Source organism: Legionella quateirensis, from assembly GCF_001467955.1.
Taxonomy (GTDB): Bacteria; Pseudomonadota; Gammaproteobacteria; order Legionellales; family Legionellaceae; genus Legionella; species Legionella quateirensis.
The window spans coordinates 212,413-229,452 of record NZ_LNYR01000049.1 but is presented as its reverse complement, the minus strand read 5'-3'; the positions used below and the strand labels follow the sequence as shown (position 1 = coordinate 229,452).

Genomic DNA, 17,040 nt, shown 5'->3' with positions numbered 1-17,040 from the left:
GAACGAATATCGTGAGGGATTATCTTTTAAATGGCAATTAATTCAAATCTCTGCCACATTCAGGAGATCCCTCGTTTCACTCGGGATGACGAATAATGCATAGTCATCCGGAATAGTGCCTCGTCATCCGGAATAGTGCCTCGTCATCCGGAATAGTGCCTCGTCATCGGGAATAGTGCCTCGTCATCCGGAATAGTGCCTCGTCATCCGGAATAGTGTTTCGTCATCCGGAATAGTGCCTCGTTATCCGGAACAGTGCCTCGTCATCCGGAATAGTGCCTCGTCATCCGGAATAGTGCTTCGTCATCCGGAATAGTGCTTCGTCATCCGGAATAGTGCCTCGTCATCCGGAATAGTGCCTCGTCATCCGGAATAGTGCCTCGTCATCCGGAATAGTGCCTCGTCATCCGGAATAGTGCTTCGTCATCCGGAATAGTGCTTCGTCATCCGGAATAGTGTCTCGTCATCCCGAGTAGTGCCTCGTCATCCCGAGTAGTGCCTCGTCATCCCGAGTAGTGCCTCGTCATCCCGAGTAGTGCCTCGTCATCCCGAGTAGTGCCTCGTCATCCCGAGTGAAACGAGGGATCTCCTGAACCAGGCGTTGAGCCAGTTCAGGGCGTATCTTCAAAGCTGATTCTGCTGTACCAATCAGTCACTTAAAAACAGCAATCAACTCATTGACAGGTCGTCGCAGGTTAGACTGGCAATTTATCCATCTTGAGACGGGAAAACTTCTAATTTGAGCCTCTCGGTACTGTTTACGGGTAAATTCAGTATCATGGTTGGAAATAATAACTGGAATGCCCCTTGATGCAGTTTCTATGGCTAATTCAGCCAGTTCAATCTGATCATCATTAGAAAATTTTCTTTGAGTATAAGGTAGTGGTTTGGTGTATTCGGTTACTGGCACATAGGGTGGGTCACAATATATGACATCTCCTTTTTCGGCAAGCTCGAAGGTTTTTCTAAAGTCATTATGAATAAAATGCGCTTGATAGCTTTTTTTATGAAATAGAAGCATTTCTTCACATGGAAAATAGGGCTTCGTATAGAGTCCAAAGGGAACATTATATATTCCTTTAGAATTGTATCGACAAAGGCCGTTGTATCCATGACGATTGAGATACAGAAACATCGCGGATTTTTTTTGAGAATTATTGAGTTTATTAAAGTCTTCACGAAGTTCGTAATACTTTTCTTTACAATTCATTTCGGGTTTAAAGTACTTTCTGCAATATTCAATAAATAATTCGCCTTTTTTTTGCAGGGTTGTAAATAGATGAACAAGATCCGGATTGCTTTCGGCTAAAACATAGGATGAGTAATTCGTATTCATAAAAATAACTCCCGATCCGGAAAATGGCTCAATTAAACGTCTGCCGGATGGGAGAGAATGGATAACTTGATCAAGGCAATTGTATTTGCTTCCAGCCCATTTAAGAAAGGGTCTTATTTTTGTCATGGAGTTTATTCATATTTATTTGCTTGAAGTATCGCTTATTTTTAAGCTAAAAAACAGAAAAAAGTCTGATTTTAAATTCGGTACTTTAACCATTCATTTCAGCGCTGTGGAAGCCATGGAGGATGAATGGTTAAGACACCTTGGTGAACAACAGAGTTTGCCTGCGATATTAATACATAATGGCAATGATAAGTAATCCTATAGCGATAAATCCAATGAGGCTTAAGGCTGAATTACCACCGGGTACCATATGTCCTTCACTGGGAGCTAATATACAGGTTTGGCGACCTCTCCAAGCCATTATAGCGGGTAGAAGGAGTAATAAGATGACGCAGCAGATGCCAGCATAGTTTAAAGCATGCAGATAAATACCAGGATTGATTAAAACAACTGCCAAAGGTGGAAGAAAAGTAAGGGCCAGAGTGTATTTGCCCTGATTTCCCGATTTTTTAAGTTTCAAACCATCTGCCAGGAAATCGAACAAACCTAAAGAGACTCCCAAGAATGCAGTAATCATGCAGATGGAGGTAAAAAAGCCAAAAAAGCCGCTAATCCACTGATTCTGAATGGACTGATTTAGCGCTTCAGTCAAGCCACTTGTGGCATGTTCGGAACTCATTAAGGCTATTAAACCATTATCGCCTTCACGAGAAACTACTCCCATGATTACAGCATCCCATACGATGTAGCAAAACAAAGGAATTAATGAGCCGAATAATATGACCTTTCTTAGAGTTTGAATATCATCTTCAAAATAATCACGTAAGCTGGGTACTATGGATGCAAAACCAAAAGACGCCACCAGTATCATCAATGTACCGGTAAAGGCACGTGCAGAACCACCACTTAAACCGACTGCAGAGACATGGGGACTAATAATGGCTACCAGCAAAACATAGACACCGAGTTTGCCAAACATTAACCCTCGATTCACGTAATCAACTGAACGTATCCCGTTATATACGACCAGACTAAATAAAGCTGTAAAAATAACGGATGTAAGCCAGTTGGGTAAATCAATGTGTATTTTATGCAACAGATTGTTGAATACATCACTGCCCCCGGAGATGTATGCAGCGAGTAGAGTGTATAAAAGAAACAGGTAGGTTATCCAGGCAATGATCTGTCCTGGTAAACCCAAGGTCGATTTGGCCATGGAAATCATATTACTGCCAGCAGGAAGACGCATATTTACTTCAAGTACTAATAATGCTCCTGCAGTCATCACTAACCAACAAAACAAGAGGAAGAAAATGGAGTTTCCAAAACCTACTTCAGCTGTCGATACAGGCAAAGCAAGCATTCCACCGCCAATGGACGTTCCAACAATGAGTAATATACCACCTATTAATTTTGAATTTAGCACTTAATTACTACCCAAATCAGTACAAATATAGAACACAATGATACTTTATTTTTCAATAAAAGTCAATCAGTTTTATGTTTGATGAAGTTCATTTTTAAACCAGGAGCCCCCAAATTTCATGCATCAATAATGCTATTGATACAAGAATAATGGCACATTGAGATATTTTACCACCTGGTACCATAAATTTCGCACTAAAATGCTTCCTGCCAAAATAACACATTAGCGCAGGCAAAAGTAGTAGTAAAATAATGCAGAAAATCCCTGCATAACTCAAGGCATGCATGTATGCGCCAGGATAAAATATGACAATAAGTAATGGTGGTATAAACGTTAATAGAAACAAGCCAATTCCATGAGTTCCTTTTTCACGCAATTTCAATCCGTCAGCAAGAAAGCTGTACAAGCATAGTGATACACCAAGAAATGCAGTGAGCATGCATATGGACGTGAAAAAATTAAAAAAGGCGCTAATGGTTGAATTGTGCACTTTGTCTGACAATAAACTGGCCAGAGCACTTGTTGTATGGGGATTTTGCATTAAGTTCTCAAGACCCTGACTTCCTTCAGAGGGCAGAGTACCAATAATAACTGCATCCCAGGCTAAATAGCAGATCAATGGTATTAAAGAACCGATAAAAATCACTTTTTTCAATGTTTTGATGTCATCATCAAAATATTCTCTTAAATTCGGGACAATAATGGCAAAGCCAAAAGAGGTAATCAAAATCATAATTGACCCCTCAATATATCGCAGTTCCCCATGTTGAAAATGCTGCACCTCGATATGGGGCGCTATCAGGACAATCAGCAAAAAATAGACGGCTAATTTACCAAACATGAGCGCTCTATTAGCTAAATCAACATAATGAATGCCACCATAAACGATCAAACCAAAAATTAAGGTAAATAAGGTACTGGCTTGCCATTCATTGAGATGAAGCCCGACTTTAAAGAGCAAACTATTGAGTACATCAGCTCCTCCAGAAACGTAGGCGGAGAGCAGGGTATATAATAAAAACAGATAACTTATCCAGGCTGCTAGTAAACCATAGTTTCCCAATGTGGCTGCTGCCATGGAGACCATGTGTTTCCCTCTGGGTAAATAGAGATTTGCTTCAAGGATAAAAAATGCACCAAGAGTCATAAATGCCCAGCAGACAAACAGAACTAGAGACGACTGCCAAAATCCAGTAGCAGCATTGGCAACTGGCAGGGCAAGCATGCCCCCGCCTATGGACGTACCAACAATTAAAAGGATGCCTCCTATAAATCTCGAACGCATTAATCAGCCTTATTTTATATACATCATCGGAGGTTGGGCTTGTGCAACTAATCCATTAAACCATTGAATCTCAATGCGTCTGTTCTGTGCGCTTCCATGTATCAGTTTATTATCTGAGACGGCATTTTTGTCTCCATAACCTTCAGCTTTGAGTCGACTTGCAGGTATATTATTTGCCCATAGAAAAGTGAGCATGGTTTCTGCCTGCGCCTGGGAAAGCATTCTTTTATGGTAACGAGACCCGACATTGTCAGTAAATCCTGCTACATAAATACGGCTTTTCGGATAGAATTTTAATAACCGGATGATGTTATTTAAACCGGGGTAGCATAGTTCATTAATTCGTGGACTATTGAACATAAAATATTTATCAGTGGGGACGATCAATAATTTAGTATCGCCGTACTCGATAAATTCAATATCCTGCTTTTTTAAGTCCTTGATAATTTTAGGTTTGGAATCTTTATAGAGGCCAGTGGCCGCGCCGATTGCGCCGCCAATACCCGCGCCAAGCAGCGTTCCCGATACCGTTCCACTGGCTACAGCGCCAATTGCAGCACCAGCTGTTGCTCCTCCGGCAGTTTTACGAGCGGTGCGTGGATCTGGCCGAAAATTATTAAATGGCGGATGAAAGCAACTACTTAATAAGCAAATCATTAATCCAATGCTGAGGACTCGTGTTTTAGTTGCGTTGAGTGACATTTCCACTCCTTAGATCAGTAATTTAATCATTATTAAGCATCTGGTTAATTTTCGCAATGCAACTTGAAGGTAATCTTGCAACTTAATTTCTTTGACAGAGGCAGAATGTAAAAACTTATATAATATTTAATAGGTTAAACGTCATAAACGTAACCTCATAATAACCCCGGGAGAAACCAAGCTCCCGACGTCCCGCGGACAGGGTGTGACTTCGCATTAACGTAAGAATAGTTCTGAACACTCTTTTTGTTGGGCAATTTAAATTCATATAGCTCTTTTTATTTTCAATTGATTCACGTATAATTCTTTCTTAAATTATCCCAAGTGAATAGAATTAAAGTGAAAGTATGCAAGACAAATTTGAGATGTTTGATGAATTACCAGCAGAACTTAAAATTGAAACTGCACAAAGTTTATCAAACCGTGATTTAGTAAACTTAGCTCAGACATCAAAATATTATTTGGCTTTGTTTAAACCAGTGATTGATGTTCGTAAATTATTGCATCATGTGACACGCGGGGAACATGATGTGGTTAAAGCGATGTTAAAGCAGGACATAAGTTTAATTTTTAAACGGGGCAAAGTGACGGATTGTTCTGGGCGAGAATTTGAGAACATAAGCGGCTTTGAATATGCACTGTGGGCTCTGGATAAGCATATGTGGGCAACAATGATTGAGTGCATTCCAAGTAATGAAGAAGGCAAAGAAGTATTTGCACAATTGATTGCTCAATACAACAAAGTCAACACAGACGGAGTCACTTATAAGCTTAATGGAAGAACAATCACTGAACAGCATTTTGATTTCGAAAACACCATTATTAAAGAGCTGCAAACACAGGTAGATTCGCTAAACGCGCTTGGGGAAAAGAAGTGGGATGCCATTGATAAGCAGTGGCGAGAAGGTGTTGGTGGTGCACAAAAACTGCTACCTATGCATATTGTTGATGAATACTGCTCTAATGAGCGGTTTTATCCTGTTCCTAAGTTTATCTCACTGCCAAAATCATCGAAACAATTTTATAATAGGGCTACTAACAAGCATAAAAATTGGTTTAGTCTTGATTCTAAGTTGTCGGTTGATTTTGCAATATATAAGACTCCTAGCGGCCGCGGTGCCCACGTCGCGCGACGCGGCCAGACCGGGCGGGCTGCGCGCGATTTGAATGCCATGACGGCATTATGTAAAGTAAGAACAAACGATTTTATCAATCTCAAATCGCAACTTGAAGACCAAATGACGCTAGATAATCATCACCAAGTGTCTCAGATTTGACCGAATTGACATCGTGCCGGTAAAGAAGATCGGCGGCGAAAGCCGCCACGTGCTCATCCCGGCATGAGTCCAAAAACCATAAAAACAAGTCCTGGTATAACCAGTGTGCTGCTGTTCTCACCCACCACATACACCATCGATGCAAGTAACTGATGATGCGCCGGGGAGAAACCCCATCTTTGACCATCCATTTAACTTGCTCCGTTGCATACTTTACCCCGCTTGGCCTATGAAGATGATAACAATTAGGGTTCATGTCAAAATGAAATGTGGGTTTTAATTGGTGAAGCAAAACATGTTGCAGAATACGGTCGGAAAGATGGAGTTGGTCAATCATTTCGTCTGGAAAATAACAACGCTTAAGAAATCGTGGTGTATATCTGCTATCGATAAGGGCATGAACTCCTTCAACTAACCAATCATCTAATTCTCGTGCTAAAAAATGAATGTCATGGTTATGGTGGGCTTGATGTTTTTGTTTATGGATCTTGGCAAACAGTTTCCGGCCTATATCCAGCATTGAAGTCAGATCTCAGCGTTTCATACTTTATTTCTATCCTTGCATCATCCAAGATCATTTCTGTTTTTATTCATGGAACACCTAATAACGAGACTCTAACTTGACTGCCAAATCAGGTGTTATATCATCGGCATTTTAAACCATACTTTCATCTTCTGTTTCTGATTCAATTCAGCTCTATGAAATATTAATCCCTTTAAGTCAGCAGATATAAATCCTCCATAAATCTATTGATATGGATTGGTTGTTGTATCAATCCGATGTATTTATCTGGCCTTACTAAAATAAGTGAGGGCTTTTTTAGACCAAAATGTTGATGAACACGTTGTTGCTCATCAATCCAAAGAGTAATTGAATCATCGGGTTGTACTGATTTAGTGGAACTTACCCAATGAACTTTTAGTGAGTTGGGATATTTTTGAACCAGAGTTTTAGCCATGTGCCGCAACTCAGTCAATTTTTTATTCTTCAATCCTTCAAATAGAAACACGTGATGCATTACTCCCTGAGTAATCACGGTACTGCTTGTGGCTTGTTGGGTTTCATTATGTATTAATTGAAAAGCAGGTAAGTAATCACCTGCTGCGAGATGTTTGGCGCTTCCTGACTGATGCACTATCGGACTTTTGGCATAGGATATTGCAAGTTCAGCGATATTCTTAGCCATGTAATTCATAATTGGCGTTATTGAGCTTATTAAACGAATGAATAAATTACGAAGTGCCACCAGTACTGGATTGGTGATTAACATGAGTTTGGTCATTTTATCGGTCGTATTAATGACTTCCTGACCAACAGGAAAACGCTCCTCATGATAGCTGTTTAATAAATCAGGTTTTGCTTTTCCTTTATCTACCAGAGCCAATTTCCATATCAAATTATAAATGTCTTGAATTCCTGTGTTCAAACCTTGACCACCCATTGGACTATGAATGTGAGCAGCGTCTCCTGCGAAAAAAATTCTATCGTAGCGATATTCTTGAATTTGACGATGATGGATATTGAATTGGCTGATCCATACAGGATTTGAAAGGATAGCGGGATCCGAGGCGCGTAGATTGAATTCTCGTGTTACATCGTGGAGGGTTGGTTCGGTCGTGCCTTTTTGTGGCGCTGTTAAAACAAGACGATAGCGTTTGTTTCCCATAGGGAAACAGGCTAAAGGTCCCCGATCACTGATGTAGACAGTCATATGAGTGTCCAGGATATCCCAATCGATTAATAAATCAGCCAACCACCAGGCTTGTTTGTATTCGGAGCCTTTGAATTCAGCATTAACTTGTTTTCTTACCGTACTATGAGCCCCATCACAGGCAATGAGCCAGGTTGCGTTGAGCAATTCAATTTTATTGTCAGGTTTATTGATAGTGGCTGTGATCTCTGTGGGCGATTGAATGACATGAGTTAATTCTGTATCCCATTCGACGTTAACACCTTTTTGCTCTAGGCTTTGATAAAAAATGGTTTCGGTCTGGTTCTGGGGAAGATCAATTAAGTAATGTCTGTTGGCTTCAATTCCGGCAAATGACGTGGATACCAGTATTGTTCCATTGGATTTAAACACAACTCCTTCGATTGGAAGTCCTTGTTTCATGACTTCATCCAGAAGGCCACAGTCCTCCAAAACATCGAGGGTTCGAATATGAAGACCCAGCGCTTTGGAGCGTACACTCAAGGAGCTTTTTTTATCGATTATTCTACAAGTCAATCCATGTCGCGTGAGTTCATTGGCACAAAATAGCCCTACAGGTCCTGCTCCAATAATAAGAACATCAATGTTATCCTGAATCACGATTTTCTATTCCTTATCAAATGGTTGCATTAATTTCTGTATCTTCCAGCGAGTGTTTATTGTCTAACGTTTGGGTTTCATTGCTTGCCCTGGATGGATTAAAAAATGAGATCAGGCTTTTCTCTCGATCCGACTCTTTATTCACTCGATCAAAAGTTTTAAACTCTTCAAAGCAATTAAATGCGTTATTTATTGAAGCCGTCATTAACAGGGTAGAACTAATAGAAACAATTAATCCATAGATTGGTTCACAGAAAAGTAATGGAATTCCAACAGAAACACAGGAAATATAGAGTACAGCGGATGCTGCTGCCCAGAAAAGTAATTCGCAGACATTGATTAAATTATGGGCAATAATTTTTATCTGTCTGATTTCAGTCAATTCGTCAATTCTGTCAAATGCTTGTTCAGGAGACAGTTCTCCAGCACTGACCGAGGCCAGAATTATAATTAAATTTTGATAGTGTTCAATGACACTGATTTTCGCTGATTTACATTCTGCCTTATTATATTGTCGATTATAGAACGATTTAACCCGTCGCAATTGTACTTCAATGGATTGATTTAATTCAAAATTCGCAAACATAGTGTCGAGCCATTGATTGCAATTGTCCATATGAATTTTAAGATCAATTGGATTCTTCTTATAAGGCATAATTCATCTCTAAATAAAAAAGTAGGTATCATTACTTTAGTGTAACGACGTTATAAGCTCGGGATGACCTGTCTCGAATTTTTTGAGTCGTTACCAAAGTGGGAGTATATTATTATCAGGTCTTATGAAACAATATAATCTTGAAGGCTTTGATTAACCCCATCACTGAGCGTTGTCAATTCATAAGAAGATCCCAAAGTTGCTCTTAATCGCGTGATGTCCAGTCGTTTTGATCCCTTTATAAACTCCCGTTTCATTGGACTGGCTTTTTCCCAGATTTGTTCCCATGATTCATAAGGCGCTTCTTCTACGCCCAGGGATTGTGCAACCAATTGTTGTAAACTGCCCATAGGCTTGGGATCACCATCAGCAACGTTATAGAGGGTATGAGGCACTTTGTTTTGGCCGAACAGCGATGCAATTTTTGCTAAATCCTTGACAAAAATATGGTTAGTGTGAGGCGCCTTATTTAATTCCATGACGGCTGTTTTAGTTTTAGCTGCGTCAATGGGTAAACGATTCGGACCATATATTCCTGCAATTCTTAGCAGTACAGCTTCAATTTCTTGATGCGCGCAAAAGGAGAGCCACTGTTGTTCGGCATCAAGACGACGTAGTTGACGAGAATAATTGATGAGGCAGGGTGAGTCCTCATTTACCCATGCTCCTTGATGATTACCGTATACCCCGCTGGATCCAAAATAGAGTACCTTCCTGGCTTTTATTAAACTGTGACCAAGAAATTGCTTTAGAAAAACATCATGGTCTCCTTGAGCGGGTGGTGGAATCAGGTAATACAAAATTGTATCTGGTTCAGTCCAGTCAAAGGGTTGATTTAAATCAATCGCTAAATGGTTTAAGCCTGGAAGTGCCATCTCGTGATTTAGATGTCGGGACAGAGCCGTAACGTTTTGTTGGTTTTTTAATAGCTCCTGTGCTAAATAATAGCCGCAATAGCCGTATCCAAGAATTAGATGATGCATGGATGATTCCTGCCTGGTTTATTAAATTATAGGGTATGTTGCCAATACAGACTCACTTTGTATCATTGCCAGTTTTAATTGGAACTATCAGTCGCTCTGAATCGGCAGAGATTTTGGAAATCACATTGTTCACAGAGTGCCGCGTTTGCAGGCTGGGGTAAACAGAACCCTCGTTGAAACTCCTCTGCCAGATCAGTTAATTGCTTGTGCCACTCGTTACGGCGATGCTCCCAGGACTCTTCTGCTTTTAATGCACTGATACCTTTTATATCCAGTTTATTCTCGCTTAAACCGCTGCAGAGTATTTTACCCGTTTTTAATTGGATTAATAATAAAGTATTAATTTCATTATCAAGAAGTGTATAGAGTAATAATTGGGGTTCAGTAGGTCTTTCTTCATTCCATGGTTTGCTGGCAGGCAGACTGCTTTTATAGTCGATGATCCATTTGGAACCTTCAACGTGATCCAGACGATCTACTCGTACGGTAAAATTCAGCCCAGCAAGATTCAGTGTGTATGACTCTTCCAAGGCAGCTATCTCAAATTCAGGGCGTTGCTTTTCCCATTCTAATATTGAATGAACCAGTCGCTTTAGGCGAACGAACTCTACATCCTTTATCAGATCAGGCACAGCTTCGGCATGGACTTGTCTCATGTTCGACAGGGCTGATTGAATGGATTGATCAATGTATTGGTCCAGGATTTTTTTATTCAATTGAATTAATTCTTTTTGACTTCCCAGATGACGCCAGAGTAATTCCATGACTTTATGAACAATAATTCCTTTATCCTTAGCATCCAGTCCTTCTGAAGTGGGTTGAGACGGTTTTGCTTTCAGCCGGTGCTCTGCAAAGGCTTTAAAGGGGCATTTGGCTTGATAGGCAAGTAACGCTGTGCCCCCGGATATTGTTTCTGTTGCTAAAAGCGGGACTATGTACGATTCATCTTGAGGGACTAATTCATTTTGATATTGTGGTTCAACCGGAATGGACATGCAGTCATACGGGGGAAAATCAAGGATTAAGGAACAGGGTAAATTGGGCGTATCGCCCTGAAATCGTGCATAACTGAATACCGTTTCAGCACTTCCCTGTCTCAGTCGTTGCAGGGTTTGTTTTGCAAAGAGTAACTCACGGGCAGGAAGACTATGAGGCATCAGGAGTTTACGTTGCATGTCCGGTGGAATAAAGGCAGACAATCGCGGTTTTTGCGGTAAACACTGGTCTGTTAAACCCATGACCCATAAGCTGTCAAATTCACATCCGGATGCTTCCAACAAACCCGATATTTGAATTGGAGCATGGATTTTTTGAGCCTGGAAAATGGTGTTATCGGCAAGCTGCATCAAGGCATCAAGTGCTTCATTTTGACTCAGATTAGTACTGATTAAATGCAGTTGCCTGAATTCATCGAAAAGAGAAGAAAAACGATTATAGCACTGATAATTTTCTGAGTTTAATCCATAATCCCCTGGAAACCCAAGCGCGTTTAATCGGTTTTGGAACAGGTTTATCCATTGTTGCGTCGATGCGATTTCAGGATATACGTTAACAGTCTTTAAACGGTCCGCTAATTGAGGTGCCAAGTGAGTTACTTCCTTGATAAAGGACTGTAACTGAAATGATTGACTTTGTAATAACGTGCTGTCTTGCAGTACTTGTGAGCGGTTTATAAATTCTTCTTTTGCATTGCCAAGATAAGGAGATTGAAGCAATAAAGCGGCCTGGAACTGACTTAGATGGTCAGGTTTCAGATTCAACCAGACCAGGGCATGAGCCACTAGAGGAAATTCGCTTAATGGCTGGCCCAGGGAAATATTAACTAACTGGGGTTCAAAATGCTGCTGAATAATTCTTTTTAAGGAGCGTGATTCCTGTTGTAAATTGGGAATGACAACCCCAATTTTTTGTTCTCCTTTGTCTATTTTTAATTTCAGCCATGATATGAGCTGTTGATATTCTTCTTTAATGTCTTTGGCAGCAAAAACTCGAGTTGTATCTGTTTGCTGTTTCAAATCATAACGGTATTGAGCTATTTTGTTGTTGCGCAGATGGTTTTGCAGAGCCAATTGTTGGGGATTAAAATCATCAAAACAGACCCAAATAACCGGTTGTGTGAATAAAATATCAGGTGCTTGCAGGATGTACGGAATTAATTGATGTTCATTAATGGCATTCAACACTTCCAACTGTTTATTAAAATGCAGCCACCATTGTTGAAACGTTCGAGTTTGTGGGGTGTACTGAAACTCAGGGTTTTTAGGATCAATTTGCCATTGTTGGCATTGTTCCCAGGCTTGCATTACGGCGCTTAGCAAGCCTTCGCTATAAGTTATTCCTGGTTCGGATTTAATTATTTTACGCCATAAATGTTGGCACTGGGCTTCATTTAATAACACAGGATGCGGTAGATCAGGGCGTTGCATGATGAGATGATTATAGGTTTTTATCAATGCGGTATTGTATGGATAACATTTGGGTTTGGTTACGGTTTTCGTATGGCAATAGCTGAAGTATTCTTGCAGTAATGCGCCACTTAATCGATTGTTAGGGGTTATAACCGTCGCGCCTTGACCTAATAAATCAAGCAGTGAATTTTTATTATTTAAATCCTGCATTGGCTAAACCATATTGATTTTACAGTTATAAAGTGAGCATCTTCTTAAAAATTCCGTTAAAAATTTCATCCGAACTTCTTGGGAAGTCACTCAAGTTGTTTATTTTAAGTTTAACGATGCGTCGTATGTACCTTATGTGGATGTGCAACTTTTGCTTTTACCGGAGTTGGTTTAGTCACCCGTTTGCGTCGTTCTTGTGTATGCAGGATATCGTATACTAATTGGCCTCGTAAATACATAGCGGCGAAACCTGCAATAACTGCCAGAACAATTCCAAATAAAATATAACTGTAGGCTAGAATGACTAAATAGAAGTAAACCAGGTCATGAAATTTGGCTATTGAAAATAATTTGGCATTTTCTTCACTCATAAATAACAGGATACCCAGATCAAATATCGGTAATGAGGCGATTACCATACTAAATCCGAGCCAAAATGTTTTAGATTTATAGGGTTTTTTGCAATGCACAATACTTTCACCAAATACAGCTCCAGAACAAGCAGCAACGACTATGCCTAAAACTACCGCTTGAAAAACAGGTATTATTTGATCAACACCAATAGAATCCAGAAACGCGTTAATAATAATAGTACCAACCACAGACAATAAACCGAAGTATATCGCAGCCAGTAAACGTGGGTTGGGCATGGAGAGGGCAGGATCCTGTTTTTTCATGTTGCACCTGAATATTGGATTATCCTATATGTATAATTTTAGTACATTTATCCGATTTTTGGAGATGTTTAGGTGTATTTATTTTAATCCTTTCTTTTTAGTTTTTCTAAACCAAGTTGATGCATTTTGGCAATATTATGTTCTGGAATTTGTGCAGTATCGCCATAGGCCAAAATCGCTTTTTCCAGCAAGTCTTCTCTGAGCAGATGAACCATGGGATATGGGGAGCGATTGGTGTAGTTGGATACATCATCGGGATCGGTATCTGCAAAAAAATAATCAGGATGAAAGCTGGCGATTTGATAAATACCTTCATAACCCTGAAGTATGATGAGCTGTTCTGCCAAATCAATAAAATCCAGGTAATTAAAAAAATCTTTAAATGAGTCAGGGTAGACAAGCAATGTGGTTTCTATAGTTGGATTTTCATCTAATAAACGAATTTCTGACATTAAATCTTCAAGCGAGTCAGCTTTTTTTGTCGAGTGCGAGACACTGATTCTTAAGCGATCTTTATTAACGGCTCCTTTAGCAAAGGGGCATATATTATGTTCTATGATAAAAGAACGTACCCAATTCAAGGTCTCTTCGCTAATTCGGTTGTGATTATTCGACATAGTGGTTTATTTTCTTATAGTTGAGTTGGATAGTGTACCGCTCAGAGCATAAATTGCAATGTTCTCCAGAGCTGTGAATCAGTGCTCTACGTACAGCGGACAAGCCGTGGTACGTAGGCGTTTGAGCAGGATGATGTGTAACAAGTGAGGATAATGATCTACTGTTCACTATGAGCTAACGTCCGCTCAGACTAAAACAAATTGATTGGGATTGATCATCGTTCTGCTTTGGTTGGGAAAAAAAAGTGAGCAGATTTGATTCTTGAGAGCGTAAGTACCAAAATTTGCCAATGATGCAAAACTGATTCCTATCCTTTAAATCGCCAATACCGAGTTGTCCGTTAATATTTCTTCCGCATGCAGCTAATACTGGTTGATTGGTTCTGGATCGCCCTATTATTATAGAGTGCCTTTCTCCTGCCACGACATCATCTACGGTTACCATTTCTGGAGGCAGATTAATAACCGTTAATTCGGATTGATTGATGTTATCTCCTGTTCCCAGTTGACCAAATTCATTATATCCACATAAGGCTACCATCGGTTGGTTATTTTGTTTTCTGCCGCAAATCAGGGTGTGATAACCTCCTGCCTCTATATTATTGACAGTCTGCATACCCTCAGGCAATGGAATAGGGGTAAATCGATTAGTATTCAGTAAATTGCCGGTACCCAGTTGCCCCAGATTATTTGCTCCGCAAGTTAATACTATAGGTCTGTTGTCTTGATTCAGACCTAAAATAACGCTGTGACGAATACCTGCTTGTATATCCACAATTTTTTTTATGTCTTCTGGCAATTGAATCAAGGTGAATTGATGACGGTTAAGTTCATCCTTGGTACCCAGTTGGCCATGAACATTTGCACCACATGCTGCCAGTATTAATTGATTATTTTTGTCCCGACCACTAATCAGGCTATGGTATCCACCAGCACAGATTTTTTCGATGCAGATCATTTCTGTTGGCACAGTTATCGGGGTGAAATAATTTCTTCGAACAGTGTCACCGGTACCTAATTGACCATATTCATTATAGCCACAGACTGCCACAATCAACTGGTTTTCTTTATTACGTCCGTAGAGTATCGAATGAAGACTTCCGGTGACCAGATCTTCAACTGTCGTCATTTGTTCCGGTAATTTGATTGGCGTGAACAGTGGCGTATTGAATGAATTACTGGTGTCAAGTTGTCCCTGAATATTTGTTCCATAAGCAATCACCATAGGGTGATTGTCCTTGTCACGACCGCAAATCACACTTAGGAAATGACTTGCCCGTACACTTTGAACACAGACCATTTCATCGGGTAATGTGATAGGAATGTATTGTTTTTGGTTTCTATTCTGTTGTGAACCCAGCTGATAGTACTCATTTTTTCCTGTTCCAAGCAGTAACGATTTTCCCTGTACCAGGGTCAATAGGAACGTAGCATCACCACCGCAGAATACTTGCAAGGAACTTAATTTTCTTTTGTTTAATTCACTATGAAAAATTTCATCTTTAAGTAGTTCTGCTGTGAGCTTGTTCAGGATTAAGACTTTATAGCAATCCTGTGGCGAGGTGCAGTTTAATGCGATTTCCAGCCAAATGTCTTTTGGGAGAGAAACAGAGTGAAGCACTTTAGAGGAACAATGTTCATTTAATTCTTTACTAAACATGATGACACACTCCTTTGTAAGCTCTATCCAGATTCGTTCTCAAGATGTCGGAAAATTGTAGAGTTGTCAATCAATTGTTGTCTAATCAGGTAAGGGTGGCTATGTTATGATCACTTTTTTGAATGTAGTTCGGTCAGAACAGTAAAAAGTACCAGGTAAAAATAGCATTTCTGTCGAAATTATAATTGAAAGAAATATTAAAATGATCCCTATTTTGTATATACTGAAATAAAAACAAAAATGGATTTTTGTCATGCAGAGATTGTGCAAATTAATATACAAAATAATGGGTTGGACTATTATTGGAGAATTACCAAAGGATAAAAAATATTTGGTAATCGTTGCTCCTCATACCAGTAACTGGGATTTTTTTATCTGTTTGTGCGCGCGTTTTATTGTTGGTGTCAAGGTTAATTTTTTGGCTAAAAGCCAATTGTTCTTTTTTCCTTTTGGACTTTTTTTAAGAGCTGTTGGAGGAGCACCTGTTGATCGTTCTAAAAAAGGAAATCAGGTAGAGAAAGTTGTTGAATTGTTTCGTACCAGTGATGAACTCCGGTTAGGCTTGGCTCCGGAGGGAACGCGTAGTCCAGTTACACGATGGAAAGAGGGTTTTTATCACATTGCCTGTCAGGCACATATACCCATTGTTATGATAGGCCCAGATTATTCAACCCGGGAAATTCGGATACATGAACCTTTTTGGCCGACAGGAGATATTAACCGTGATTTCCCTAAAATTATTGAATTTTTTAGAACGATAAAAGGGTATAGACCTAAAGAGATACCGGATTATCATCCAAAAGTTGAATAATCGCATCAACCTGTTACTCCGCAGCAGAAAAAAATAGTACCCTCCGCAAGAACGGTCATTTGTCGCCCCCCGTCACACTCTGCCGCTTCGTCGTTTTCTGCCACTACGCCACTCTCCAACACCTCGTTACCCTCCGCCGCTTCGTCACTCTCTGCCACTACGCCACTCTCCAACGCCTCGTCACCCTCTGCTGCTTCGCCACTCTCTGCCACTACGCCACTCTCCAACACCTCGTCATCCTCTGCTGCATCGTCACTCTCTTTCACTACGCCACTCTCCAACACCTCGTCACCCTCCGCGAAGGCGGAGGGTCCATTCTTTGGCTATATTCTTTTGCTCCCCAACCCCTTTATATAAGATTTACTGTTATTACGCCCCTTTTTGTTATTAGTTACAAATTACACTTAAGAATATAGTTATATGTTTTTTTTCTTTTGGACGCACTATTCATGGACCCTCCGCCTTCGCGGAGGGTGACGGAATGCGGAGGGTGACGGAGTGCGGAGGGTGACGGAGTTTGGAGGGTGACGGAGTGTGGGGGGTGACGGAGTGTGGGGGGTTACGGATGCTTCGTCACTCTCTGCCGTTTCGTCGTTCTCTTCCACTACGCCACTT

General features: G+C 40.3%; 16 protein-coding genes. 3 read left to right on the top strand and 13 right to left on the bottom strand.

What is annotated here, in order from left to right; genetic code table 11:
- Positions 1-652: 652 nt before the first annotated feature.
- Positions 653-1,462 (bottom strand): Dam family site-specific DNA-(adenine-N6)-methyltransferase, encoded by an 810-nt coding sequence (locus tag Lqua_RS17615; protein ID WP_058475594.1) that lies wholly within the window; start codon positions 1,460-1,462, stop codon positions 653-655.
- Between Lqua_RS17615 and Lqua_RS17610 the strand changes: the two genes are divergently transcribed.
- Positions 1,461-1,658: a hypothetical protein gene (locus tag Lqua_RS17610; RefSeq protein WP_058475593.1), complete on the top strand. Its 198-nt coding sequence runs from the start codon at positions 1,461-1,463 to the stop codon at positions 1,656-1,658. The genes Lqua_RS17615 and Lqua_RS17610 overlap by 2 nt on opposite strands.
- Here the strand turns inward: Lqua_RS17610 and Lqua_RS17605 are convergent.
- The 3 genes from Lqua_RS17605 to cmpA all read right to left on the bottom strand — a co-directional run bounded on the left by Lqua_RS17605 (position 1,632) and on the right by cmpA (position 4,815).
- Entirely contained in the window at positions 1,632-2,828 is a 1,197-nt protein-coding gene (locus Lqua_RS17605; RefSeq protein ID WP_058475592.1) for an amino acid permease, read from the bottom strand. The two genes, Lqua_RS17610 and Lqua_RS17605, sit on opposite strands and share 27 nt — an antisense overlap.
- A gap of 94 nt (positions 2,829-2,922) precedes the next feature.
- Positions 2,923-4,113, bottom strand: a complete 1,191-nt coding sequence (locus tag Lqua_RS17600) for an amino acid permease (protein WP_058475591.1) — start codon at positions 4,111-4,113, stop codon at positions 2,923-2,925.
- 9 nt (positions 4,114-4,122) lie between these two features.
- A complete protein-coding gene (gene cmpA, locus Lqua_RS17595; RefSeq protein ID WP_058475590.1) occupies positions 4,123-4,815 on the bottom strand; it encodes a C-OmpA-like family protein CmpA in 693 nt (230 codons plus the stop codon).
- Positions 4,816-5,162: 347 nt separating this feature from the next.
- Here cmpA and Lqua_RS17590 point away from each other — a divergent pair, with 347 nt between their 5' ends.
- Complete coding sequence (locus tag Lqua_RS17590; RefSeq protein ID WP_058475589.1) at positions 5,163-6,092, top strand: hypothetical protein; 930 nt, start codon at positions 5,163-5,165, stop codon at positions 6,090-6,092.
- Here Lqua_RS17590 and Lqua_RS18840 read toward each other — a convergent pair.
- From Lqua_RS18840 to Lqua_RS17550, 8 genes are all read right to left on the bottom strand, one after another.
- The gene (locus Lqua_RS18840) at positions 6,031-6,612 is read right to left on the bottom strand and encodes a hypothetical protein (RefSeq protein WP_058475588.1); all 582 of its coding nucleotides are present in this window, start codon (positions 6,610-6,612) and stop codon (positions 6,031-6,033) included. The two genes, Lqua_RS17590 and Lqua_RS18840, sit on opposite strands and share 62 nt — an antisense overlap.
- A 196-nt stretch (positions 6,613-6,808) precedes the next feature.
- Positions 6,809-8,404 (bottom strand): FAD-dependent monooxygenase, encoded by a 1,596-nt coding sequence (locus tag Lqua_RS17580; protein WP_238585610.1) that lies wholly within the window; start codon positions 8,402-8,404, stop codon positions 6,809-6,811.
- Between the two features lie 16 nt (positions 8,405-8,420).
- Complete coding sequence (locus Lqua_RS17575; RefSeq protein WP_058475587.1) at positions 8,421-9,059, bottom strand: DUF5638 domain-containing protein; 639 nt, start codon at positions 9,057-9,059, stop codon at positions 8,421-8,423.
- A gap of 122 nt (positions 9,060-9,181) precedes the next feature.
- Positions 9,182-10,042 (bottom strand): SDR family oxidoreductase, encoded by an 861-nt coding sequence (locus Lqua_RS17570; RefSeq protein ID WP_058475586.1) that lies wholly within the window; start codon positions 10,040-10,042, stop codon positions 9,182-9,184.
- Positions 10,043-10,116: 74 nt separating this feature from the next.
- Entirely contained in the window at positions 10,117-12,660 is a 2,544-nt protein-coding gene (locus Lqua_RS17565) for a PD-(D/E)XK nuclease family protein (RefSeq protein ID WP_058475585.1), read from the bottom strand.
- 110 nt (positions 12,661-12,770) lie between these two features.
- Positions 12,771-13,337 (bottom strand): hypothetical protein, encoded by a 567-nt coding sequence (locus Lqua_RS17560; RefSeq protein ID WP_058475584.1) that lies wholly within the window; start codon positions 13,335-13,337, stop codon positions 12,771-12,773.
- An 83-nt stretch (positions 13,338-13,420) separates the two neighbouring features.
- Positions 13,421-13,954 (bottom strand): DUF1415 domain-containing protein, encoded by a 534-nt coding sequence (locus tag Lqua_RS17555; RefSeq protein WP_058475583.1) that lies wholly within the window; start codon positions 13,952-13,954, stop codon positions 13,421-13,423.
- A 175-nt stretch (positions 13,955-14,129) separates the two neighbouring features.
- Entirely contained in the window at positions 14,130-15,614 is a 1,485-nt protein-coding gene (locus tag Lqua_RS17550) for an RCC1 domain-containing protein (protein ID WP_058475582.1), read from the bottom strand.
- 253 nt (positions 15,615-15,867) lie between these two features.
- On the opposite strand from Lqua_RS17550, the gene Lqua_RS17545 reads away from it, so the two are divergent.
- On the top strand, positions 15,868-16,425 hold the full coding sequence (locus tag Lqua_RS17545; RefSeq protein WP_058475581.1) for a 1-acyl-sn-glycerol-3-phosphate acyltransferase: 558 nt from the start codon (positions 15,868-15,870) through the stop codon (positions 16,423-16,425).
- 5 nt (positions 16,426-16,430) lie between these two features.
- Here Lqua_RS17545 and Lqua_RS17540 read toward each other — a convergent pair whose 3' ends face one another.
- Positions 16,431-16,691: a hypothetical protein gene (locus Lqua_RS17540; protein WP_133141082.1), complete on the bottom strand. Its 261-nt coding sequence runs from the start codon at positions 16,689-16,691 to the stop codon at positions 16,431-16,433.
- Positions 16,692-17,040 lie beyond the last annotated feature (349 nt).